Genomic DNA, 24,546 nt, shown 5'->3' with positions numbered 1-24,546 from the left:
CTGTAAATTTTCAACTTTGTGTATACTTCTTGTTGTAAATAAGAATCCTTATCATTATTATTAACCAACTCCTTCATGAATGATTCTAATTACCATATAGGTCTGAATTAGGATCATTGATTCATATTAGAGATATAATTTTATGGCTAAGTTCAACCTACACCCGCTGTGTCTTGCATTACTTGGGGCAACCTCTACTGCTGTTTTCGCAAATACCTCTACCGATTCGACTTCAACCCACCAACTTTCCACAATTGTGGTTTCAGCGGCAGGTTTTGAACAAAAAATTAAGGATGCGCCTGCATCAATTACGGTCATTAGCGCAGAAGATTTAAAAAATAAACGTATCAACTCCATTGCTGATGCCTTAGTTGATGTGGAAGGGGTTGATATTAGTCCAACAGCAGGAAAAACAGGCGGACTAAATATTCGTATTCGCGGGATGGATGCTGAATACACGTTGGTACTGATTGATGGCCGCCGCCAAAACAGTACAGGTGATATTACCCCTAATGGTTTTGGTGAATCGAATAACAGTTTCATTCCGCCAATTTCTGCAGTTGAGCGAATTGAAATTATCCGAGGACCCGCTTCTACCCTTTATGGCTCAGATGCCATTGGCGGTGTCGTTAATATTATCACCAAAAAAGTTTCACCAGAATGGACAGGTGCTGTCACACTCGAAGGGACAATTAACCCAAACTATTCAGATTTTGGCAATCAACGCTCAGTAGATGCCTACGTTACTGGTCCATTAATTCAAAATTTACTTGGTATTCAATTACGTGGCCGTAAAGCGGAGCGTGATCAATCTCATATAACCCCAGATGCCAATTCAGATACCGAGTTATCTCAAGGTAACAGCCCAACCAAATCTGATTTAGAAACTCTTGGTGTTCGCCTAACACTAACACCTAATGATAATCATGATATTTCTGCTGAATATGAGCAAACCGAACAATGGTATGACAATAGTAAAGGGCAATTGGGTACTTTAGGTGCAGATGGAGGATATAACTCCTCTCAAGAATATAATCGTGAAAAAGTAGTTCTAGCTCATACTTGGCGTACCGATATTGGTACTTTGGATTCAAGTATTAGCAATACTCAGACCGAAACTGTAGGACGTTTAATTCCAGCACGTGCTCAGAATTTGTCAAAAACTGTCACACCTCGCTTACTTGAGAGTGAAGATACTATTTTTGATACAAAGTTCACCACACAACACTTTAGTGGGCACAACATAACACTAGGCGGTCAATGGTGGGATGCAAGCATTAAAGACGGCTTACGTGTGAATAAAGAAGTTTCTTTTGATCAACTCGGTTTGTTTGCAGAAGATACTTGGGCATTAACGGATAGCTTAGCTCTGACTTTAGGTCTACGTTTTGATGATCACAGCACTTTTGGTGATTTTTGGACACCTCGTGCGTACCTCGTTTGGAATGCAAATGACAATTGGACATTTAAAGGCGGATATTCTGAAGGATATAAAGCACCACGTTTAGAACGCTTAACCAATGGTATTTATAATGTCAGCGGCCAGGGACGTAACCCAGTTTTTGGTAATCCTAATTTAAAGCCAGAAACGAGCAACAACTTTGAGTTAGCTGCATATTTCAATAATAACGATAATTTTGATGCCAACATTACTGCCTTCTATAGTCAGGTAGAAGATAAAATTGTAAATGGTAATGCTGAACTAAAATGTGACACAGATACCAATAAAGCAGCTTGTGAAGCATTTATGGACTCCATTGGAACACCGTGGACCATGGATTATTATAAAAGCAAAGGGCAAACACGAGCAGACTCATGGAATGTTACTCGTCCAACTAACGCAGAAGAAGCCGAGGTTTATGGAATCGAAACTGGTTTCAATTGGGAGTTTATCCCTGCTTGGAAATTTGGTCTAAATTACACTTGGACAGAAACCGAAATTAAAGATTCCAAGTTGGGTAATCCACCTTTAAACGATACTCCTGAACATATTGTAAATGCTTCTTTAAAATGGCAAGCAGCTGATTACGTGAATCTATGGGCTCGTGGTGAATACCGAAGTGAGCGTGCTCGTTTTACATCAACTTATGAAAACTTAACTGCTGCCAACCAAAAGGTTTATGATGAATTAGGTGACTTTAAATCTTATGCCTTATTCCATATTGGCTCTAATTTTACCGTAAACGATAATTGGGATATTGGTGTCGCACTGTACAATGTTTTTGATAAAGACTTTACCGATTACGAACTAATTGATGGCAGTTATTACAACCGCCACAGCAACACCCAAGAAGGTCGCCGTGTTCAATTGAGTACAACCTTTAAATTCTAAACTCGCTTTATATTTCTCAAACCCTGCTTCGGCAGGGTTTTCTGTCTTTATTCCCAAGCCTTTCACGTTTACATCGTTTTATTAAATAAAAATATTGATAATGATTATTATTTTCAAATAAGAATCAAAAGAAAGTGTCATCCCACACATTGTTGTTGATAATGATTCTCAATACAATTAGCAACACTTGTTATAGACGTCATAACAACAACTTCACACTTTATTCATCTTGAACTAAAAACGCTGAATAAAGCGTGGCCTCCTGTTGGTTTACATTTAGGGAACTACCATAAATGGCACAGATCAAAAGCCGCAAACACAATCGCTCTGCGCAACTGATGGCTTTAGCCGCCTCTCTTCCACTACTTGCACATGCCGCAAGCCCTGAAGATGACGTCACCCACTTACCTACCATTACGGTTAAATCAGAAGCCGAAAGCAAATACAAGGCAGACAGTTTAAGCTCTGCAAAATACACACAGCCGTTGTTGGATACTCCACAAACCATATCTGTAATTAAAAAAGAAATTTTGCAGGAGCAAGGTGCAACCTCGTTGGTTGAAGCCTTACGCAACACTCCAGGCATTACCCTGCAACTTGGTGAAAATGGTAATACCAGCGCAGGCGATGCCTTTCAAATGCGAGGTTTTTCTACCCAAACCTCAACTTATGTCGATGGTATTCGAGATTTAGGTGCTATCAGCCGTGATGTCTTTAACCTTGATCAAATTGAAGTGGTCAAAGGCCCATCAGGTTCAGAAGCAGGTCGTGGTGCGGCTTCGGGTTATATCAATTTGGTGAGTAAATTACCGCAAAGTGAAAACAGTCAGGAAATTTCTGCCAGCTATAACACCGCAAAACATGCCCGACTCTCAGCAGACATTAACCAAGTCATCAACCCCAATACGGCATTTCGTCTGAACATGATGGGGCAAGAAGGTGGTGTGGAAGGACGTGACTATATCGAAAATAACAGTTATGCCATCGCCCCTTCTCTTGCTTTCGGATTAAACACGGCCACTCGTTTATATTTGTATTCTCAACACATCAGACAGCGCAATATTCCAGATGGTGGTATTCCAACAATCGGCATGCAGGGCTTTTATAACTCAGACTCGCTGTTAGCGACTGCACCTAAAGTCAATCGGGAAAACTTTTATGGTCATGTCAATGACTATGAAGATGTCGATGCTGATATGTTCACCGCAAAAATTGAAAGTGATTTAACCGATCAACTCAAACTGACCAATATCACCCGTGTAGCGAAAACCCACATGAATCGGGTTTTAACAGGCATCAATACAGGTGCAAATGGTCTTCGAACCAATGGTTCATCAAACCCTGCCGAATGGGAAGTGAACCGCTCCCGCCAAGGCGTCGATCAAGAAAATAAAATTCTGGCCAATCAAAGCACTTTAAACTGGAGTGTCAAAACGGGGGCAGTACAGCATGATGTTGTTGCAGGTATGGAGTTTTTAAAAGAACAGCAATCTAGCAAACTCATGGCAACCCAGATGCCTGGCGAAGCCACTGCCGATACACCGTGGGCCAATCTTTATCACCCAGACCGCAATCAAGCCATGCCAGCGCTTATTTATAATGGCGGTTATACCGATGGTGAAACCCAAACGGCAGCCGCATATTTATTTGATACTCTAAAATTTGGAGAGCGTTTTCAACTGAACGGCGGCGTGCGTGTAGATTATTATGAAACCGATTATCAGGGACTTACTCTGCCACGTGGAGGAAATGCTTTGGTGGCTGCCGATCTCAGCACCCACGATACGCTGTTCAGCTGGAAACTTGGCGCTGTATATAAGCCTACATTAAATAGCAGTATTTACGCTGCGTATGCAAAATCACTAACGCCACCCGGCAGCACCAACTTCACGCTGTCTGAATCAGGCAATGACGCCATTAATGCGCAGCCTCAAGAAACCCATCATTATGAATTAGGCAGCAAATGGGAGTTATTGCAAGGCAAACTGGCTGTGGCTGCTGCAGCGTATCGCACAGAAAATGAAAATCAATCGACCATTGATCCGATTTCCCAGCTTGCCGTGCAGGAAGGCAAAAAACGTGTCGATGGTGTTGAGCTAAGTGCTGTAGGTCAAATTACCGATGCCTGGAATGTTTCTGCAGGCGTTGCCCACATGAAAGTTAAACAACTGAATCAACGCTCATCGAGTAGCACAACATTATCTGAACGCTGGTCACCTGAATGGACTGCAAGCTTATGGTCAACCTACGACTGGGCGGGCTTTAAATTTGGTTTAGGTGCTCGCTATGTCGATGAACAAAAACGTGTTGTGACTGACAGCAACGCACCTGCCAACATGCCAAATATTCCAGGCTATGTCGTATTTGATGCCTTAGCAGGCTACAACTTTAACAAGCATGCTTCACTAAATCTCAACCTCTACAACCTTGCCGATAAAGAATATATCAGCACCCTCAACAATGGTGGTGGTCGTGTGGTTCTTGGACAGCCACGCTCAGCAGCACTTAGCTTGAATTACAAGTTCTAAGTAATTGCAATAAATCTATAGCACGGCTCAAAAGAGGCTATATAGATTGGTTCGGGCGATGAGTCGCTTTCATAGTACATATCGCTCGAACTTTTTATGCTGAACCATAATGTCGAGTATTCAATTTTTTGAATTATAACTTTCACAGGAAGAATCAATATGATGCTTCACATTCCAGAAGTTCTTAGCAAAGTGCAAGTCCAACAGATTCGCGCTGAATTGGACACTGCAGCTGCATGGCAAAATGGTCAATTCAGTGCAGGCGCACAAGCACAGAAAATTAAACAGAATTTACAATTTGACCTGCAGCATCCGAGCTATGTAACTCTGTCACAAGACATCCTCAGTGCACTAAAACAACAGGCTTTATTGCAGTCCTTTGCCTTGCCGCTGCACATTCTGCAACCCATGTTCAATTGTTATCAAAACACAGGAACTTATGGCAATCATGTCGATAATGCCGTGCAATATTGTGCACAAGTACGACGCCCGATTCGCACCGATGTATCCATGACCCTATTTTTAAGTGAGCCTGAAGAATATCAGGGCGGTGAACTGATCATTGAAGATAGTTACGGTAGCCATGCGGTTAAACTCAATGCAGGCGATGCCATCGTATACCCTGCCACCAGTTTACATAGAGTCGAACCTGTCACCGCAGGTCAAAGAATTGCAGCATTTACATGGTGTCAAAGTATGGTCAAAGATGACTGGCAACGCAGTATGTTGTTCAATTTAGATATGACTATTTTGCAATTGCGTCAACAACTTGGAGATACAGCAGAAGTATTGTCCCTGACTGCGCACTATCACAATTTGATTCGTCAATGGAGTCAATTATGAATACCACGCCATTAGCAGCCTTAAACCATATTCCCCCACATTTACAAACCATTGCCGACTATCAAAAACAGGCACAACTACATTTAAATGCAGCCACATGGGCCAATTTAGAAGGCGCTGCGGGCGATGAATACAGTCTAAATAACAACCAAACTGCTTTTGCCAATATTCAATTATTACCACGTCACTTAAATTCTTTTAAAGATGCCAATACGCAGATTCAACTTTTAGGCAAACACTATCCACACCCGATTTTTTTAGCCCCCGTGGCTTATCAACAGCTATTTCACCCGCAGGGGGAAATTGCTACAGCGCAAGCCGCCGCCGCTATGCAAGCACCCATGATTCTCAGTCATTTAAGCACCACCCCAATGGCAACGCTTAATCAGGTTTCTTCTGCGCCAAAATGGTTTCAGCTATATTGGCAAGGCAGCCGTGAAGCCGCTTTGGATTTGATTTTTCAAGCGCAACATTATGCCTATCAAGCCATTGTTCTGACTGTAGATGCACCGCACATGGGTATTCGAGATCGTGAACGTCGTGCTTACTTTCAGTTACCCGCACATATTCAGGCAGTGCATCATCATCCTGTGAGTACAGCAACCCTCAAAGACAATCAGCATGCTCTATTTGATGGCTTAATGCAGCAAGCCGCCACATGGGAAGATATTGCTTGGCTGGTACAACGCAGCCCGCTCCCTATTTTACTCAAAGGTATTTTACACCCTGCCGATGCACAACAGGCGTATCAATACGGCGTACAAGGGATTATTGTGTCTAATCACGGTGGTCGAGTTTTAGATACCGCAGTCAGTCCAATTCAAGTTTTAAGTACTATCCGAAAAATTTTACCGCACGATTTCCCTATTCTATTGGACAGTGGTATCCGCCGTGGCACAGATATTTTTAAAGCATTAGCCCTAGGGGCAAATGCAGTATTAATTGGACGGCCATATATTTATGGCTTGGCAGTTGCTGGTGCATTAGGGGCAGCGCATAGCATCAAGCTCTTAAAAGAAGAATTTGAAGTGAGCATGGCACTTATGGGAACAAGCAGCATTGAACAGATTAACAACAGTTATATTTATCAGAAATAAAACAAATAACAGAAAAAATTTTCACAGGTATGGCTATATTTGTAAAAAACAGGGAATTATTACCCTTGCAGATCCATTAACATACAGATATTGGTTTACAAGTGCCATGATTCGACTTTTAGCGATAGTCTCCTGAAAATAGCTTGTAAATTGATAGAATAGACACAATCTATATTTATAGTAAGTTGCCGTTATCCACGACCGATGCAACCGCTACTATTCAAGGAGTTTTCACATGATGTTGGCAGATCCAAGCAAAAAATACCGTCGTATGTACCAGCGTGTCGACTTACCAGACCGCCAATGGCCAAATAACGAAATTACCAAAGCGCCAATCTGGATGAGTACCGACCTACGTGACGGTAACCAAGCGATCTTTGAGCCAATGAACATTGAACAAAAATTCAAAATGTTCCAAATGCTTGTGAAAATTGGTTTTAAACACATCGAAATTGGTTTCCCATCGGCATCTCAAGTTGACTTCGATTTCACGCGTAAATTGATTGAAGAAGGTCATATTCCAGATGACGTATATATTGAAGTATTGGTACAAGCACGTGACCATTTAATCGCACGTACTTTTGAATCTTTACAAGGTGCAAAACGTGCAATTGTGCATATTTATAATGCCAACTCGCCTACCTTCCGCCAAAAAGTCTTGAATGTAGATGTTGCGGGTGCCAAACAATTGGCCATCAACGCTGCAACCAAAGTAAAAGAATATGCAGCAAAACAGCCTGAAACTGAGTGGGTATTCCAGTACAGCCCAGAATGTTTCACTGCAACTGAGTTAGAAGTGGCTAAAGATGTTTGTGATGCGGTAACTGAAATTTGGGAAGCATCGCCAACCAATAAAGTCATTTTAAACTTGCCTGCAACAGTGGAAGTGTCTACACCAAACGTGTATGCAGACCAAGTTGAATGGATGCACCGCAATATTGAGCGTCGTGATGGTGTGATCATTTCAGTACACTGTCACAATGACCGTGGTTGTGGTATTGCCGCTTCTGAATTGGCCATCATGGCGGGTGCAGACCGTGTAGAAGGTTGTGTATTTGGTAACGGTGAGCGCACAGGTAACGTAGACGTTGCTGCGATTGCGTTGAACATGTACACCCAAGGTGTTGCACCAGAGTTGGATTTCTCAAACATCAACGAAATTATTGCAACAGTTGAAGAATGCACAGGCTTGCCAGTACACCCTCGTCATCCGTACGCAGGTGACTTAGTCTTTACTGCATTCTCTGGTTCACACCAAGACGCAATTAAGAAAGGTTTTGAGTTCCAGAAAAATGAAGAAATTTGGGATATGCCTTACTTGCCAATTGACCCGAAAGATTTAGGTCGTGACTATGACGCAGTGATTCGTGTCAACTCACAATCGGGTAAAGGCGGTATTGCTTACTTGTTAGAATCGAACTACAACGTGACTTTGCCGCGTCGTTTACAAATCGAATTCTCGCAAATTGTGCAACAACGTACCGATGAACAAGGTACAGAAATTAGCGCAAGCGAAATTTGGAACTTGTTTAAAGAAACTTACGTTGCGGTAAAAGATGCACAATATGCAACACAAAACTACAAATTGTCTGATGAAAATGGCAATCAGGTCATTGAACTAGATGTTGTAGTAAATGGTGAAACGCAGCACTTACGTGGCGAAGGCAATGGCCCAATTTCAGCGATTTTAAACGCATTGCAATTGCCAATTGATGTCTTGAACTACGAAGAGCGCAGCATTAGCTCGGGTGCACATGCAAAAGCGTTGGCTTTAATTGAATTGCAAGTGAAAGGCACAGGTAAATCTGCATTTGGTGCAGGGGTTCATGACAACATTGTGACTTCATCAATTGATGCGATCATTGCTTGTACAAATCGCTTGATTGAGCAAGGTGTATTAAGCACGGATCAAGTGGTTGCTGCCGCAGTTTAAAGCGCTGCAAACGCATAAAAGCATTTTGAAAAGGATACCCCAAGTGGTATCCTTTTGTTTATTCATCCTCAGGATTTAAGGCGAATTATTCCCGTGTCTTTTCCAGCTGACTCAGTAGGCATTGTTGTTCCAGAAAAGTTCCAATTTGAAGAACCCCTAGAGCTCGAATGTGGCCGTGTTCTACCCCGCTTCGAACTGATGGTCGAAACCTACGGCACGCTCAATGCCGATAAATCCAATGCGATTCTGATCTGTCATGCACTATCAGGGCATCACCATGCTGCGGGTTATCATCATGCCGATGATAAAAAAGCAGGTTGGTGGGATGCCTGTATTGGCCCTGGAAAAGCCATTGATACCAGTCGTTTCTTTGTGGTGGCGCTAAACAATATTGGCGGCTGTAACGGTTCTACTGGCCCCACATCGCCTAACCCTGAAAATGACAACCGTCCTTATGGCCCAGACTTCCCGTTAGTTACGGTGCGAGATTGGGTAAAAACCCAAGCCATGCTGTCTGATCGTTTAGGCATTGAGGTCTGGTATTCGATTATTGGCGGCTCTTTGGGTGGTATGCAGGCCTTGCAGTGGTCGGTAGATTATCCTGACCGTCTGAAAAAATGCGTGATTATTGCCAGTGCACCAAAACTGTCTGCACAAAATATTGCCTTTAACGAAGTCGCACGTCAGTCCATTTTATCTGACCCAGATTTTCATCATGGGCGTTATTTGGAACATGACAGCTATCCAAAACGTGGATTGATTTTGGCACGCATGGTCGGACATATCACCTATTTGTCTGAAGAGGCCATGAAACAGAAATTTGGTCGTGACTTAAAATCAGGCAAATTTATGTATGGTTTTGATGTCGAATTTCAGGTCGAAAGCTATTTACGCTATCAAGGCGAGCAATTTAGCCGTAACTTCGATGCCAATACTTATTTAATTATGACCAAGGCACTCGATTATTTTGATCCTGCACGTGAATACGAGCAATCCTTACAAAAAGCCATGGCGAATACAAAATGCAAGTTTTTAGTGGTGTCATTTACCACCGACTGGCGCTTTAGCCCTGAGCGTTCGCAGGAAATTGTGGATGCGCTAATTAGCAATCATAAACCTGTCAGCTATTTAGATATTGATGCCGAACAAGGACACGACTCGTTCTTGTTCCCAATTCCACTGTACGTGAAAGCCATGCGTGCATTCTTGGGCGGAACAGAACATCTTCAAGCAACCCCACAGGAGGCCGTGTAATGCGTCTTGATCAGCAACTTGCCGAAAAGTGGATTAAACCCAATTCTAAAGTACTCGATTTGGGTTGTGGCGATGGTGAACTGTTGGCACACATGAGCAAACAGCATAATATTCGTGCATACGGATTAGAAATTGATCAAGAAAAGATTGCAATTGCGATCAGTCGCGGGTTAAATATCATCCAACAAGACTTGAATTTGGGGCTTAGCCGTTTTGCAGACCAGTCTTTTGACTATGTGGTCATGGCACAAGCCTTGCAAGCAGTAGATGCACCTGACGTATTATTAAGAGATATGGTACGTGTGGGTAAACAGGCAATTATTACCTTTCCGAACTTTGCGCATTGGAAGACTCGCTCTTTTCTTGCCTTAAAAGGGAAAATGCCTGTTTCAGATGCATTACCTTATATGTGGTACAACACCCCAAATATTCATTTGTGTACGTTTCGTGATTTTGAGGCACTTTGTGCCGAAAATAATATTCGCATCATTAACCGACTTGCCGTGAATGGGAATCAACAAGATAGTTTACTCAGTAAGCATCTGCCTAATTTGTTTGGTGAAGTCGCAATTTATCGAGTGAGCGCTCTATGAAAAAACTATTATTAAGCACCACGCTATTGGTTGGACTGTTGAGCATTCAAGCCCATGCAGATTATGTTTCACCATCATCTTCTGTAGCGAGCCAAGCGGCTCAATATTCAACCATGGATATTAATGGCTTGATTAAAGCAGCCAAAGCAGGTCAGGCAGGCGCACAATTTTACTTAGCGACAAAATATCAACAAGGTAAAGACGTTCAACAAGACAGCCGTCAAGCGTTTGCTTGGTACAAAGCTGCGGCAGATCAAGGTTTATCGGCTGCGCAATTAAATGTAGGTCGTATGTTGGCAGATGGTATTGGCACGAAAAAAGACGAAGTCTTAGCACGTCAATATTTTGAAAAGGCGGCTAGCCGTGGTGATAACCGTGCCAGCTTTAACCTTGCCATGATGGAAGAACAAAAGAAAAACTATATGGGTGCGTATCAGTGGTATGAGTTATCTACCCGTGATGGCATGCTCGACAATAAAGTAATTTCTTTGTCTGAAGGTAAGAAAACCGCTTTGGCAGCTAACTTAACTCAAGAACAAATTCGTCAAGCACGTGACCGCGCAGACCAATGGATTCAAGCGCAATAAATTTAACTACGTTTGAAGTGATCTCAAAGCACCTTCGGGTGCTTTTTGTTTTATCCGAAATAAACTGCCTGCATGGCCTGTAGCAGTTCAGGACTGAATTCTTCTACTGCAGCAGAACCTAATGCCGCATCTATACCACAATGCGGACAAATTGCGGTTTGCTCATCATCACACCAATCTTCAATTTCGCTATAAGCAAAAGTTTCCAGACAGTAAAAACAGCCAGAACGCTCACTTTGCTGCAATAATGTACGGTGCTGACTCGAATAACGGTAGATCTCTGAAATTTTGCTCATCATGATTCCCCTATTTTTTTATATCTCAGCATAATTGGTATGTATTAAAACAAATCTATCTAAGATTAAACTTTTAAGTCTGCAAAATCCGTTAAAATATCCAAGATTATTTTGAATTAAGATCTGAATTATGGCTGCAACTGATTGGCGTGCTCAAGGTACTTTGGTTTTAGCAAGCAATAACAAGGGAAAAATTGCAGAATTTGAAACCCTGTTTGCGCAATTAGACTTGCCTGTGCAAGTGATTCCGCAAGGTCAACTAAATATTGAAGATGCTGTTGAAGATGGTTTGAGCTTTGTTGAAAATGCCATTTTAAAAGCACGCCATGCCGCAAAAATTTCAGGAAAGCCTGCCATTGCAGATGACTCTGGTTTATGTGTGCCTATTTTAGGCGGCGCACCGGGGATTTATTCTGCACGTTTTGCAGGCGAACATGGCAATGATGCAGCCAACAATGAAAAACTTTTGAATAAACTCAAACCACTACGTCAAGACGGCGCAGCAATTGAAGGTATGTTTGTTTGTGTTTTGGCTTTGGTTGAACATGCCGATGATCCATTACCACAAATTTTCCAAGGTATTTGGAAAGGCGAGATTTTAGCAGAAGCTCGTGGTGAAAATGGTTTTGGCTATGACCCGCTCTTTTGGTTGCCTGAATTGGGAGTGTCGAGCGCAGAAATGTCGAAAGCAGAAAAGAATAAAATCAGTCACCGTGGTCAGGCGATGCAACTGTTTAAAGCAAGTTTACAAGCTTAGATTTAACAGATGTGATTGATCTTACAGCCCGTTTTCAAACACGGGCTGTTTTATTTTCAAGCTTTACAAATCAGGTCAAACATCCCTTGTCGTCAAATCGCAACACATTCGTCACCGCATTGTCATACAGACCTGTTGAGATAGGCTCAACTATTGAGAGGTCTAAATCATGGCAGGATTATCTATTTGGCACGTGCTGATTTTTGCAATTGTGGTCATTTTATTATTTGGTACATCTAAGCTTAAAAACTTAGGTAAAGATGTAGGTGGCGCGGTCAAAGATTTTAAAAAATCAATAAAAGATGATGAGGCAGAAGCGGCGCAACTGAAAGAACCTCGTACGATTGAACATCAAGCCAATAGCAGTGATGTAAATTCGACTGTAAAGCATTAAGGCTGAGGGTTTGAGATTATGCTCAATATTGGAATGACGGAACTGCTGATTTTCGGCATCATTGCATTATTGGTGCTGGGTCCTGAAAAACTCCCTGAAGCAACGCGTTTTGTCGGCAAGTGGTACGCTAAAATTAAACGTATGGTCAGTAATGTTCAAAATGACATTGACCGCGAATTGCGTTTATCTGAATTACGCGAGCAAATGCAGCAAGAAATGGCGCGTATTCAGGAACTTGAAGCAAAGATGCAAGCACAAATGCATGAAATGCAGCAAGAAAAAATATTTGAAGATACAACTGCAAAAAGCACACATTCCCCGCATGCCGTATCAAAAAATACCTTACAACAGCATCATTACACCTTGGTTTTAAATACTGAAAAAACCTCTGCGGTGTTACTCCCTAAAACTAAAATGACATCACATTCAAATTTATCTGCGCTACAACATACTACAGCGCCCTATACTGAAATGAAGGTTGCAGTATGAGCCAATCAAACGCTTCTGAGCTTTCACATTTGCCTGTGAAGGCAGAGCAAGCCGCATTAGAAGAAATGCCAATTACCAAGCACTTGATGGTGCTGCGTAATCATCTTTTTAAAATTGTAGGGCTTATTCTTGCCTTATTCTTCTGTTTATTGCCCTTTGCCAATAAAACTTATCAAGTATTGTCGGAACCATTACGTGCACAGTTGCCACATACATCAACCATGATTGCGACTGATGTTACCGCAACCTTTATGGCGCCGTTTAAACTAAACTTTTTTGTCGCGCTGTTCATTGCGATGCCATTTATTTTGTATCAGATTTGGGCATTCGTAAAACCAGCGTTATATGAAAAAGAAAAAAGTTTGGCGCTGCCTTTGCTGATCGGCAGTATTTGCTTGTTCTATATCGGAATTAGCTTTGCTTACTTTGTCGCCTTGCCATCCATTCTGCACTTTTTCATTAGCGTTTCCCCTGAAACAGTCGCCCCGATGACCGACATTAATAGCTATCTTACGTTTTGTTTGAAGCTGTTTTTGGTTTTTGGTTTTACCTTTGAGATTCCAATTGTCACACTTTTGCTGATTATGATTGGTGTCGTGTCTACGCAAACTTTGGTTGAAAAACGTCGCTTTATTATTGTTGGCTGTTTTTTTGTGGCCATGTTTGTCACACCGCCAGACGCTTTATCGATGATCATGCTTGCCATTCCGATGTGGATGCTGTTTGAAATTGGTTTGTTTTTTGGCAAATTAATTGAGAAGCGCCGAGTCAGTCACAGCTAATCTAAAATATTGAATTTTAAAAAGAAGCACATGGTTGCTTCTTTTTTTGTGCGTGTAGATCAGAACTGAACGGATTTAATCAGTTTGACACATAAGCTTAACCCGCATGTCATGTTTAGCCACTAATTTACATATAACTTTCAAACGACTAAGCAATTTGCTAGGAAAAAAATGACTGATTTTATGCCTTACAATGAAGATCAAGAGTTAGATAATAACACTTCAGACAATACGCACTTTCGTGACATTCTAGAACAACGCATGAGCCGTCGCAGTTTAATTAAAAAAACTGCAAGCGGTGCAGCAGCTTTAGCTTTAGCTTCTTCTTTATCTGCATGTAGTGATGATGATGAAGATACAAATGTAACACCACCAACAAGTAAAGAAGAACCCAATACCAAGCCTGAAACATTAACATTTAAAGCTGTAGATAAAAATTTAAATGATATTGTTACTGTTCCTGAAGGTTACCAAGCAACTGTATTATATGCTTTAGGTGACTCAATCAATCCTTCTTATAGCAATTGGAATGCAGATGCAGATGTTCCATCTGGCCCAAGTTTCCAATTCCGCTCTGGTGACTGTCACGATGGCATGAGCTATTTTGGCTTAAGTACTAAAACTGGTCGTTATGATGAAAATGCATCAGATCATGGCTTATTGGTTTTGAACCACGAATATATCAACCAAACCTTCTTACATCCAAAAGGCGCAACTAAAAAGGATGGACGTCGCCCAGAAGATGAAGTGATTCGTGAAGTAAATGCACACGGTATTTCAGTCGTTCATATTAAGAAAAATGCTGAAACTCAAGCTGTAGAGATTGTGAAGTCATCACCATTTAACCGTCGTATTACAGCTTCGACTGTCATGGATTTTGCAGGGCCTGTAGCTGGTTCTCCATTACTGCACACAGCATTCTCTCCCGCTGGTCGTCAAACTCGAGGCACACAAAATAACTGTGGTAATGGTTATACACCATGGGGCACTTATTTAACTGCTGAAGAAAATTTTATTGGTTATTTCCAACGCTCAGGTACAGACCAATACTCAGCCCGTAATGAAGCTGAAAAAATAGCACTTAAACGCTATGGCTTAGGCTTAGAGATCTCTTATCAAACTGAAAAAAATGCAGACGGTAGTGTTAAACGTGATGCGAAAAACAACATCATTTATATTTTAGATGCTGATGGTAAAAAAATTCCAGAACGCGATGAGCAAGATCGCATCGTGTATTTGAATAAATCTTCACGCTATGGTTGGGAAACAGCAGAAGCTGGTTTTGAATCTCAAGACATGTATGATCGTTGGGCTGCTAACGTAACCAAAGAGTCTGCAACTCAAGACTATCGTAATGCGCCAAATACATTTGGCTGGATTGTAGAAATTGATCCATTCGATAGCCGCTCAAACCCAGTAAAACGTACTGCATTAGGTCGTTTTGCTCACGAAGACTGTCGCGCCAGCCGCGCAATTGAAGGGCAAAAATTTGCATTCTATATGGGCGATGACTCGCGCGGTGAGTACATCTACAAATTTGTATCAGATGCAACATGGGATCCTAAAGATGTGAATGGTGGCTATCGAGCTGGCGACAAATATATGAATTCAGGGAAATTCTATGTCGCTAAATTTAATGCATCAGGCACAGGAGAGTGGATTGAACTGGCTTATGGTAAAAATGGCTTAACCGAAACAAACGCTATTTACCCATTTAGCTCACAAGCGGATGTCCTTACTTTTGCTCGTCTTGCAGCAGATGCTGTAGGAGCTACAAAAATGGATCGTCCAGAATGGGTTGCTGTAAACCCTGAAAATGGTGAAGTGTACGTGACTTTAACCAATAACTCGAACCGTGGTTCAAGCTATGCAACAGATCCTGCAAACCCACGTAACTACACCGATCCTGAAGGTGGTAAAGGTAACGTCAATGGTCATATTATCCGCTTTAAAGAAGAGAATACTGCAGCAACATCATTTGAATGGGATATCTATCTATTTGGTGCTGAAGCAAGTATGGATCCGACAATTAACCTTTCTAATTTAAGCGATGCAAACGACTTCTCAAGTCCAGATGGTATGTGGTTTGACCCACGTGGTGTTCTTTGGATTCAAACAGATGATGGCGCATATACAGATGTTACAAACTGTATGATGTTAGCAGCACTACCTGGTCAAGTTGGTGATGGCGGTGTTGTAAAAACTGTTGGTGATCAAAGTACAATTGCTGGTGCTCAAGTCACCGATAAAAACTTACGTCGCTTCCTTGTTGGGCCAAAAGAATGTGAAATTACAGGTGTAACCATGACACCTGACTACAAAGCAATCTTTATTAACGTTCAGCACCCAGGTGAAGATTCAAAGAGTTTTGATGCGCCAAGCAGCCATTGGCCTGCAACACAAACTGACATGAACAATAAAACTGCACGTCCTCGTTCAGCAACGGTTGTCATCACCCGTAAAGACGGCAAAGCAATTGCTGGATAACATCCATAAATTAAAAATGCCGACATCACGTCGGCATTTTTTATGCCTCAATGTTCAACTGTTGCTGCACAATATCTCCCTTTTGCTCACCATATTGTGTTTTTTCCAGCCATGTAAATTGCTGCGCCTGCATACGTAAAAAATTGGAACAACGTGTACCGTAAAGTGGACTTTGAATAAAAGTCGATGACAACAACGCTTCCATCTCCAATGAAATCCCTGTTTGCGGTAACAATTCAGATGCAACTTTGCGTTCATCTTGCAAAATATCCCACGCCGCAGCATTTAGCTCTGCCGTTGCAAGATCAGGCAATTGCAGCATCGGTAAAAACTCCTGCGTAAAGCGTTTGCGTAAGCGTGCAGTTTTCTCCCAAGGGTCACTCATCAATCCATTCGACACCACATAAACGCCTTTAGCTAAAACCTGCGGCGCTTCTCCACGGTTACTCATGTACACCGCTTGAGTGGTGTCACCCACAAATAAATTAAAACCTGCATATTCACATTGCTGTTTTTCTAAGGCTTGCGCAAAACGGATAGGCGTTTGCTCAGATTCTAAAAAAGCCTGAATAATATGCCCACGTGAAGTTGGATATTCACGAACATCATTCGCATCACGATAATTGGTAATCACAGCCCAGCGTCCCGATGGGGTAATGCCCATCCACGTACCGCCCGATTCTAAATCTTGCCCTGCAACAATTGGACTATCAGACCATGCTGCCAGTGCTGCTGTCGGACGCCGATAGAACTCATCTCGATTTGAAATCAAACACAGTGGTGTGTCTGTCAAGACCTGCCAAGCCAATGCCACAATACACATAATTTAAACTCTTGATCTTTACACATTGAATGTACAACATTTTTCATCACATTCAGCTAAAATCTGTGCAAAACAGAATCACAAGGAACAGGAATGCTCACCTATCCAAATATTGACCCCGTTGCTATTTCGCTCGGGCCTTTACAAGTCCATTGGTATGGCTTGATGTATTTACTGGCATTTTTATTTGCATGGGGTTTGGCAACTTACCGTGCCAAACAACGTGGCTGGACACCAGACATGGTTTCCGACCTGATCTTTTACGGCGCTTTGGGCGTGGTGATTGGTGGACGTGTCGGTTATGTGTTTTTCTACGGCTTTGAACAATTTTTGGAAAATCCACTGTGGTTATTCCAAGTCTGGACAGGCGGCATGAGTTTCCATGGCGGCTTTCTGGGCGTGATTTTAGCCATGCTGTTCTGGTGTAAAAAATACAAAATGACGTGGTTTCAAACTTTGGATTTTATTGCCCCATGTGTACCTACAGGTCTAATGTTTGGTCGTATTGGTAACTTTATTGGTGGTGAATTATATGGTCGCCCTGTGACCGATCCGAATTTTGCTTTGGGGATGATTTTCCCGACCGATCCTTTACAATTGGTACGTCATCCATCGCAATTGTATCAAGCCTTATGTGAAGGTCTAATCCTGTTTATTGTACTGTGGTGGTTTAGTTCAAAGCCACGTCCACGCATGGCAGTGTCTGCCCTATTCCTGATTGGTTATGGTTTGGCGCGCTTTGTTGTCGAATTTTTCCGCGAACCCGATCATGGTCAGCTCTTTATTGCATGGATGAGTAAGGGACAATTCCTGAGCTTACCAATGATTTTGGTCGGTTTCTGGATGATGTGGTATGCCTATCAAAAGAAAATTTATGATTGGGGGCCGCAAAAAAACAGCTAAGCTACTACCCATTTAAATGCAGGTTTCATCCATTCAGGCGAAGTCAATCTTCGCCTTTTTTATGCTACAGTGCTATCTATTACTTACACTTTTCAGACATCAATATCTCACATGCTTGAATTTTGGTTTAACCCACAGGTTGCGGTCACAAAGAAAACAGGTTGCGGTCACAAAGAAAATTGCCCTGCTGATGGTGATCGCGCTGGTCACTGCAGCGGTATACTTCTTAGAACCCTTAAAGCTCGATGCGATTTTAATGTTTCTGGCCACAGGTATTGTTTTTTTAATTTGTCGTTACTGCAAAATTCATTTTACTGCACAACATCCCACAGGTTGGTTGGCACGACTATTGACTTGGATTCCACTGGCGTTGTTACTCGCAATAATTTTCATGCAGATTCAACACGGTGAAATTTTACTGTCGGGCGCTCAAGGCATTGGCTTTACCGCTTTGGCTATTTGCCTGTTTTCGCCGTTGGCTTTACTGCATCAACATCACGCTTCCGACACACAATAAAGTCACAACTTTAAAAACTCTGCTATTATTCTTTCTGATTTACTGGGCATCGAATTGCCCAAACAAAAAATATTTCTTTTGCTTGACCAGAGAACGCTATGCGCCAGTATTTAGACCTACTCCAACATATTCTTGACCATGGTGGCGACAAAGGTGACCGTACCGGAACAGGCACACGTTCAGTGTTTGGGCACCAAATGCGTTTTAACCTTGCACAAGGTTTTCCACTGCTGACTACCAAAAAAGTACATTTCCGTTCTATCGTAATTGAGCTGTTATGGTTTTTAAAAGGCGATACCAACGTCAAATATCTACAAGAACATAAAGTCAGTATTTGGGATGAATGGTCTACCGCAGAACAAACCGCGCGCTTTGGTCGTCCTGAAGGTGAACTTGGCCCAGTGTACGGACATCAATGGCGTAATTTTGGTGCAACACAAAAAGCCGATGGTCTGTATGAGCAAGATGGTTTTGACCAAATTGCATGGTTAATCAATGAAATTAAAACCAATCCAAATTCACGGCGTTTAATCGTGTCAGGCTGGAACCCGAAAGAAGCAGGTCAAGTTGCTTTACCGCCTTGCCATACTTTATTCCAGTTTTTTGTGCACAACGACAAACTCTCATGCCAGCTATATCAACGCAGTGCCGATGTGTTTTTAGGCGTGCCTTTTAATATTGCCAGCTATGCTTTACTAACCCACATGATCGCGCAAGTCTGTGATTTAGAAGTCGGAGATTTTGTCTGGACAGGTGGCGATACGCATTTATATGCCAACCACTTTGAACAGGCACAGTTACAGCTAAGCCGTGAACCACTGGCGTTATGTCAGTTAAAACTCAATCCTGAAATCAAAGATATTTTCGATTTTAAATTTGAAGATATTGAAATTGTAGGCTATGAGTCACATCCTGCAATTAAAGCACCTGTCGCTGTTTAATTGCCTGTTGCTAGATTTATCATCTCAACATTTAAATTGCCCCAACGTCCCCAAAAGATGCTTGGCAGACTAAGAAAATACGAGCCTAATTATGTCATTTCAAAATTTAGAAGTTGTACACGTAGTCGCTATGGATCAACAACGCTGCATTGGTCAGGGTAACCAATTGCCGTGGCATATTTCGGCAGACTTAAAACACTTCAAAGAAATCACCCAAGGTGGCGTGGTGATTATGGGACGCAAAACCTTGGAGTCGATGGGACGCACCCTGCCTAAACGTGTCAATTGGGTGATTACCCGCGACCCAAACTGGGCATTTGAAGGCACAAAAGTGGCGCATAGCATTGAAGATGCCTTGCAACAAGCCGTTGCCGATGTTCAAGCCTCAGAAAAACCAAACACTTTATTTATTATTGGTGGTGGTGAAATTTTTAGCCAAACTATGCCGATTGCTGACCGTTTGGAACTGACACATATTGAACTAGATGTTCAGGGAGATGCGCATTATCCTGCCATTCCTGCCGAGTTTAAAAAAGTGGCCTCAGAACAGCATGTCGATGAAAAATCAGGGATTGCCTTTGAGTTTGCCCGCTATCAAAAATAATGCTGACAGCCTTGGCAATATTTGATTATGATGACTTAAACGGAATTTAACTTTGCCTCAGGAATGGCGGATGCTGCATTTCATCTTCAGTTTAGGTGTCGTTCTTTCTTCTATTTGGCTCAGTATGGCCTTGTGGATTCATCAGCCTTTGGGTTGGTTAATGAGCCGTGTGCTGATTGGGACTTGGCTAGCCTTCACCCTCAGCATTTTGGGCATTTATATCACTCAGCATTTGCTCAGTCGCAATCAGGATATTTTGGTTTATCTTTTGGGTTTTACCTTGGGGCTGTTTTGGTATTTTGGGATGGATGCCAAGCAAGACCGTGACTGGAACCCTGAAGTAGCCCGTATGCTGCATTATGAACAAGTACAAGATCAGGTCACGCTGCACAATGTCCGCAATTTTGACTGGCATGCCGATGGTCGCTATACCGAACGTTGGGAAACCCGCCAATTTAACCTGAAACAGATTACGGGGGTGAATATCATCACCTCTTACTGGATGGGGCCAAAAATTGCGCATACCTTAGTCAGTTTTGACTTTGCCGATCAAGCGCCGCTCACCTTTTCCATTGAAATACGCAAAGAAAAACACGAAGAGTTTTCTGCGATTGGCGGCTTCTTTCGGCAATATGAACTGAGCCTTGTCGCTGCCGATGAAAAAGATATCATCTACACCCGCAGCAATATTCGGGGTGAGCAAGTTTATTTTTTCCCGATCCAGCTCAATCCACAAGAAGCACAAGCACTGTTTCAGGAATATCTGCATAAAGCCGATGCTTTAGCCGCCAAAGCGCGTTGGTATAATACGTTGACCAGTAATTGCACCACGCTGCTGTTTGACATGATTCAGGCAGTATCTCAAAAACGTTTCCCTGCCGACTATCGTCTGTTTGCTTCGGGTTATTTACCCAATTATTTATATGATTTGCATGCGCTGGATCATCGTTGGGATATGCAAACTTGGTATCAACGTGCCCACATTAACCCACGTGTGGAAAACTTAAAAGATATCCACAGCCAAGACTTTTCCGCGCTCATTCGACAAGGCGTGCAGCTCGATTCTTCAGCAAACATCAGCACGCCTTATTCGCATCCGACTTATCAGAACAAAGTGCTGCCCTGACCTATTTTGGTCATTTTGCGCAGATACAATCAATTCAGAGAAAAAACCACACCATATCTTGGAAAAAGTTGCAGCAAACATACAAATTCAACTAGAGCCACGGCGCATAATTTGTTTAGATAGCAACAATTTCAAAAAATTAGAGATCATTCCATGCTAAAAAAATACTTCGGGATCACCTTATTGGGTGCAATGATTGCTTTATCAGGATGTGAAACTATGCCAACTCAAACGAGTGCAAGCCAAATTAGCGCAATCAATCAAGCCAACTTAGTACAACGTACATGGACTGCTACGCAATTGGGCAACAGCATGTTAAAAACAGAAGCAAACCGCCAAAACTTGCCATATTTAAACTTTGATGCCGCCACACAAACAGTCACAGGTTCAGATAGTTGTAACCGACTCAGCGGTAGTTATGTCGCAGGACGTGACACCCTACAATTGGGGCAATTGGCAACCACGCGAATGGCTTGCTTAAATAACAACAACTTAGATCAGAAATTTCATGAAGCCCTAAATAAAGTGACGCATTATCAGGTCTATGGTAAAACCCTGAAATTGCTAGATCGCCATGGAAATTTACTGATTCAATTTGAAACACCAACGGCTGCACGTTAACGGCTAAGCCTAATAATAGACAGGCTTAAAATGGTTGATTCATAAAATATAAGGACAAAATCATGCAACAAGCATTGTTTGGTGGCGGATGTTTCTGGTGTGTCGAAGCCGTATTTTTACAACTGCAAGGCGTAGAAAAAGTCACCAGCGGTTATGCAGGTGGACATACCTTAAACCCAAGCTATGAAGATATTTGCCGTGGCGACAGCGGACATGCAGAAGTCATTTTGATTGATTTTGATGAGCAGCAGATCAGCTATTCACAATTACTTGAGGTGTTTTTTGCCACACACGACCCAACCACATTAAACCGTCAGGGCAATGATGTCGGCACACAATACCGCTCTGTGATTTATTATTTAGATGCTACACAGCAACAAGCTGCCACCGAGATGATTGCAGCATTACAAGCTGAAGGTGTGAATGTTGTGACTGAACTCAGTGCAGCACCTGAATTTTACCCTGCAGAAGACTATCATCAGAATTTCTTTGCCAAAAATCCAAATCAGGGCTACTGCAATTTTTCCATTCCACCGAAACTGAATAAATTACGCAGTAAATTTCAGCATTTACTGAAAGTATAACCATTGGATTTAAAAGCAAGTACAAAACGGTGATACTCATCTTTTGATGACATCACCGTTTACACCACTATTTATTTTACAAAAGTCGTCCAGACAAATGCCTGAGTACGTCCTTGTAAGGTCATCTTCAACTGATCGCCCGACTGTAATGCTGCCACCCCTGCAGGTGTACCAGTCATTACCACATCACCAGGTTCTAAACTAAATACTTGGCTAATATCTGCCAACAATGCCGCAATATCAAAAATCAATAAACTGGTATCGCCTTGCTGACGTAATTCATCATTAATGTCCAAACAATATTGCACGTTTTTCCAGTCCTGAATTTCCGATACATCCACCCAATCTGCCAACACACAAGAACCGTCAAACGCTTTGGCTCGTTCCCACGGCTGTCCTTTTTTCTTAAGTTCATCCTGCAATTCACGCAAAGTTAAATCCAAGCCCAAAGTCACTGCACCTACAGCATCCAATACTTTGGCAGGATCTGTGTCTGCATTTAAAGGCTGGTCAATGCGTAAACTCAATTCACATTCATAGTGACAATTGCCCCAGACCTTATTCCACGTAATCCCATCACTTAAACTGCGTAAACTGCTTGGCGGTTTAATAAATAACACAGGATGATCAGGTACAGCATTACCTAATTCTTTGGCATGGTCTGCATAACTGCGACCGACACAGACAATTTTAGATGGACGTGTACTCATGATCATCCTCAAATAACTCGTAAATTGGGAAAATTAAAACTTACTTTTTAAAAGTATTTTCAAAAACCGTTTGTTCTGCAGGCAGATTAAATGCACGTTTCGGTACAATCACCACTGTACGATTTTTTAATTCCAGCATATAGGTGAGTTTACCCACAGCGAAATTTTGCACCTCGTTATAATGAAATACCTGTTTACGACCATTGGCATACAGCTCGGCATAGTCCTGAAATAAATCAATGCCTTGCTCGCTTTTTCCAAATTGGTATTTTACAAACTGGCGTTTAAACATCATTGGCAAAAACCAATAACGCATTAAAGTTTGCAAGATTAAAAAGAAAGCACCGAGTGCAACATAATAGCGACCTACCCCATCGAAGCCCAAATAAAAGCCCCAAGCAATAATCGCCACACTAATCAACGGTGTAATAAAACGGGTAAATTGTTTTTTACCAAAAGTCGCAAGGGCAAAGCCGTCTTGAGATTCTTCTAAATTTAAAAAATAGCGCAAAGACAATGCTGGCTGCGTGTCAGACATAAGCTCATCATCAAGTCATTCAAATTGAGCTAAATCTTACACTAGATTGAGCACTTTCCTTATTTTTTTCGTGTTTATTCGCTCAAAGCCAGACGTAAAACAATGGTCATGCTTTTGACACAGAAATTTCATCATTTTTAGATAGTGTAGATGCAAAAAAACCGCATCAAAAGTGCGGTTTTTTATTTCAAGTTGGTGCGCTCAGAGAGATTCGAACTCCCGACCCCTTAGTTCGTAGCCAAGTGCTCTATCCAGCTGAGCTATGAGCGCGACGACTTGATGGGGTGCATTATACGTGTTTTTTTCTGGCTGTTAAGTATTAATTCATCATTTTGCAATCAAATGCACAGATATTGGACGAATCAAAAGAATTTTACCGTAAAACAACTATTGTACTGGCTTGGCTTCGGGTAAATGCATATACCAATATTCACCAAATTTCAGGCACAAAAAAACCGCAATAAAGCGGTTGATTGTTCAAGTTGGTGCGCTCAGAGAGATTCGAACTCCCGACCCCTTAGTTCGTAGCCAAGTGCTCTATCCAGCTGAGCTATGAGCGCATTACTTGTGTGCCATAAGGCGATGCGTTACTTTTCGGTTTACTTATTGGTGCGCTCAGAGAGATTCGAACTCCCGACCCCTTAGTTCGTAGCCAAGTGCTCTATCCAGCTGAGCTATGAGCGCGACATAAGTAAAGCGTGGCGGTGAGAGAGGGATTCGAACCCTCGATACAGTTGCCCGTATGCGTCCTTAGCAGGGACGTGGTTTCAGCCACTCACCCATCTCACCGTAACGTGCCGCCATAAT

The 24,546-nt window shown here is 42.1% G+C and carries 23 protein-coding genes, 4 tRNA genes and 1 pseudogene; 20 read left to right on the top strand and 8 right to left on the bottom strand.

The window, feature by feature from the left end:
* The first annotated feature begins 142 nt into the window (after positions 1–142).
* The 8 genes from FTV52_RS03900 to FTV52_RS03865 all read left to right on the top strand — a co-directional run bounded on the left by FTV52_RS03900 (position 143) and on the right by FTV52_RS03865 (position 11,167).
* Complete coding sequence (locus FTV52_RS03900) at positions 143–2,332, top strand: TonB-dependent receptor domain-containing protein (protein WP_070153237.1); 2,190 nt, start codon at positions 143–145, stop codon at positions 2,330–2,332.
* Between the two features lie 293 nt (positions 2,333–2,625).
* Positions 2,626–4,860, top strand: coding sequence for a catecholate siderophore receptor Fiu (locus FTV52_RS03895; protein ID WP_179989948.1), 2,235 nt, complete (start codon positions 2,626–2,628; stop codon positions 4,858–4,860).
* A gap of 159 nt (positions 4,861–5,019) precedes the next feature.
* Positions 5,020–5,703 (top strand): Fe2+-dependent dioxygenase, encoded by a 684-nt coding sequence (locus tag FTV52_RS03890; protein WP_179989946.1) that lies wholly within the window; start codon positions 5,020–5,022, stop codon positions 5,701–5,703.
* Positions 5,700–6,800, top strand: coding sequence for an alpha-hydroxy acid oxidase (locus FTV52_RS03885; protein WP_179989944.1), 1,101 nt, complete (start codon positions 5,700–5,702; stop codon positions 6,798–6,800). The genes FTV52_RS03890 and FTV52_RS03885 overlap by 4 nt, the downstream gene beginning before the upstream one ends.
* A 235-nt stretch (positions 6,801–7,035) precedes the next feature.
* A complete protein-coding gene (gene leuA / locus FTV52_RS03880; RefSeq protein ID WP_104852560.1) occupies positions 7,036–8,733 on the top strand; it encodes a 2-isopropylmalate synthase in 1,698 nt (565 codons plus the stop codon).
* A 93-nt stretch (positions 8,734–8,826) separates the two neighbouring features.
* Positions 8,827–9,987 (top strand): homoserine O-acetyltransferase, encoded by a 1,161-nt coding sequence (locus FTV52_RS03875; RefSeq protein ID WP_004974835.1) that lies wholly within the window; start codon positions 8,827–8,829, stop codon positions 9,985–9,987.
* The gene (metW, locus tag FTV52_RS03870) at positions 9,987–10,580 is read left to right on the top strand and encodes a methionine biosynthesis protein MetW (RefSeq protein ID WP_004974832.1); all 594 of its coding nucleotides are present in this window, start codon (positions 9,987–9,989) and stop codon (positions 10,578–10,580) included. The genes FTV52_RS03875 and metW overlap by 1 nt, the downstream gene beginning before the upstream one ends.
* Positions 10,577–11,167, top strand: a complete 591-nt coding sequence (locus tag FTV52_RS03865) for a tetratricopeptide repeat protein (protein ID WP_070153255.1) — start codon at positions 10,577–10,579, stop codon at positions 11,165–11,167. Before metW ends, FTV52_RS03865 begins: the two co-directional genes overlap by 4 nt.
* A gap of 50 nt (positions 11,168–11,217) precedes the next feature.
* Here FTV52_RS03865 and FTV52_RS03860 read toward each other — a convergent pair whose 3' ends face one another.
* Positions 11,218–11,466 (bottom strand): cytoplasmic protein, encoded by a 249-nt coding sequence (locus FTV52_RS03860; protein ID WP_179989942.1) that lies wholly within the window; start codon positions 11,464–11,466, stop codon positions 11,218–11,220.
* A gap of 127 nt (positions 11,467–11,593) precedes the next feature.
* Here FTV52_RS03860 and rdgB point away from each other — a divergent pair, with 127 nt between their 5' ends.
* From rdgB to FTV52_RS03835, 5 genes are all read left to right on the top strand, one after another.
* Positions 11,594–12,220: an RdgB/HAM1 family non-canonical purine NTP pyrophosphatase gene (gene rdgB / locus FTV52_RS03855; RefSeq protein ID WP_004974822.1), complete on the top strand. Its 627-nt coding sequence runs from the start codon at positions 11,594–11,596 to the stop codon at positions 12,218–12,220.
* Between the two features lie 169 nt (positions 12,221–12,389).
* Positions 12,390–12,614, top strand: a complete 225-nt coding sequence (gene tatA, locus FTV52_RS03850) for a Sec-independent protein translocase subunit TatA (protein ID WP_004974820.1) — start codon at positions 12,390–12,392, stop codon at positions 12,612–12,614.
* Positions 12,615–12,632: 18 nt separating this feature from the next.
* Positions 12,633–13,103, top strand: a complete 471-nt coding sequence (gene tatB, locus FTV52_RS03845; RefSeq protein ID WP_179989941.1) for a Sec-independent protein translocase protein TatB — start codon at positions 12,633–12,635, stop codon at positions 13,101–13,103.
* Positions 13,100–13,885, top strand: a complete 786-nt coding sequence (gene tatC / locus FTV52_RS03840) for a twin-arginine translocase subunit TatC (RefSeq protein ID WP_004974811.1) — start codon at positions 13,100–13,102, stop codon at positions 13,883–13,885. Before tatB ends, tatC begins: the two co-directional genes overlap by 4 nt.
* A gap of 171 nt (positions 13,886–14,056) precedes the next feature.
* The gene (locus FTV52_RS03835; RefSeq protein ID WP_179989939.1) at positions 14,057–16,372 is read left to right on the top strand and encodes a PhoX family phosphatase; all 2,316 of its coding nucleotides are present in this window, start codon (positions 14,057–14,059) and stop codon (positions 16,370–16,372) included.
* Between the two features lie 40 nt (positions 16,373–16,412).
* Here FTV52_RS03835 and FTV52_RS03830 read toward each other — a convergent pair whose 3' ends face one another.
* Positions 16,413–17,195, bottom strand: coding sequence for an NRDE family protein (locus tag FTV52_RS03830; protein WP_004974805.1), 783 nt, complete (start codon positions 17,193–17,195; stop codon positions 16,413–16,415).
* 93 nt (positions 17,196–17,288) lie between these two features.
* Here FTV52_RS03830 and lgt point away from each other — a divergent pair, with 93 nt between their 5' ends.
* The 7 genes and pseudogenes from lgt (at position 17,289) to msrA (ending at position 22,491) form a co-directional block, all read left to right on the top strand.
* Positions 17,289–18,098 carry a prolipoprotein diacylglyceryl transferase gene (gene lgt / locus FTV52_RS03825; protein WP_096901379.1) on the top strand — a complete coding sequence of 270 codons (810 nt, stop codon included), beginning with the start codon at positions 17,289–17,291 and terminating at the stop codon, positions 18,096–18,098.
* Positions 18,099–18,209: 111 nt separating this feature from the next.
* A pseudogene (locus tag FTV52_RS03820) lies at positions 18,210–18,615 on the top strand (hypothetical protein).
* Between the two features lie 98 nt (positions 18,616–18,713).
* A complete protein-coding gene (gene thyA / locus FTV52_RS03815) occupies positions 18,714–19,556 on the top strand; it encodes a thymidylate synthase (RefSeq protein ID WP_179989937.1) in 843 nt (280 codons plus the stop codon).
* Between the two features lie 91 nt (positions 19,557–19,647).
* Positions 19,648–20,160 carry a dihydrofolate reductase gene (locus tag FTV52_RS03810; protein WP_004974792.1) on the top strand — a complete coding sequence of 171 codons (513 nt, stop codon included), beginning with the start codon at positions 19,648–19,650 and terminating at the stop codon, positions 20,158–20,160.
* Between the two features lie 70 nt (positions 20,161–20,230).
* Entirely contained in the window at positions 20,231–21,286 is a 1,056-nt protein-coding gene (locus FTV52_RS03805; RefSeq protein WP_004974789.1) for a DUF4105 domain-containing protein, read from the top strand.
* Between the two features lie 153 nt (positions 21,287–21,439).
* Positions 21,440–21,907 (top strand): META domain-containing protein, encoded by a 468-nt coding sequence (locus FTV52_RS03800; RefSeq protein ID WP_004974787.1) that lies wholly within the window; start codon positions 21,440–21,442, stop codon positions 21,905–21,907.
* Between the two features lie 62 nt (positions 21,908–21,969).
* Positions 21,970–22,491 (top strand): peptide-methionine (S)-S-oxide reductase MsrA, encoded by a 522-nt coding sequence (gene msrA, locus FTV52_RS03795; RefSeq protein ID WP_070153293.1) that lies wholly within the window; start codon positions 21,970–21,972, stop codon positions 22,489–22,491.
* Positions 22,492–22,562: 71 nt separating this feature from the next.
* On the opposite strand, the gene FTV52_RS03790 is transcribed toward msrA, so the two are convergent.
* From FTV52_RS03790 to FTV52_RS03765, 6 genes are all read right to left on the bottom strand, one after another.
* Positions 22,563–23,201 carry a fumarylacetoacetate hydrolase family protein gene (locus FTV52_RS03790; RefSeq protein WP_179989935.1) on the bottom strand — a complete coding sequence of 213 codons (639 nt, stop codon included), beginning with the start codon at positions 23,199–23,201 and terminating at the stop codon, positions 22,563–22,565.
* A gap of 40 nt (positions 23,202–23,241) precedes the next feature.
* Positions 23,242–23,739, bottom strand: coding sequence for a YcxB family protein (locus FTV52_RS03785; protein WP_096901373.1), 498 nt, complete (start codon positions 23,737–23,739; stop codon positions 23,242–23,244).
* A 193-nt stretch (positions 23,740–23,932) separates the two neighbouring features.
* A tRNA-Arg gene (locus tag FTV52_RS03780) sits at positions 23,933–24,009 on the bottom strand.
* A 213-nt stretch (positions 24,010–24,222) separates the two neighbouring features.
* Positions 24,223–24,299: transfer RNA gene (locus FTV52_RS03775), tRNA-Arg, on the bottom strand.
* A gap of 47 nt (positions 24,300–24,346) precedes the next feature.
* Positions 24,347–24,423 (bottom strand) — tRNA-Arg (locus FTV52_RS03770).
* Positions 24,424–24,438: 15 nt separating this feature from the next.
* Positions 24,439–24,528 (bottom strand) — tRNA-Ser (locus tag FTV52_RS03765).
* Positions 24,529–24,546: the final 18 nt, after the last annotated feature.

The sequence above is a fragment of the Acinetobacter sp. YH1901141 genome (assembly GCF_013416935.1).
In the GTDB taxonomy this organism is placed as follows: domain Bacteria; phylum Pseudomonadota; class Gammaproteobacteria; order Pseudomonadales; family Moraxellaceae; genus Acinetobacter; species Acinetobacter towneri.
This window is presented reverse-complemented; position numbering and strand designations above follow the sequence as displayed.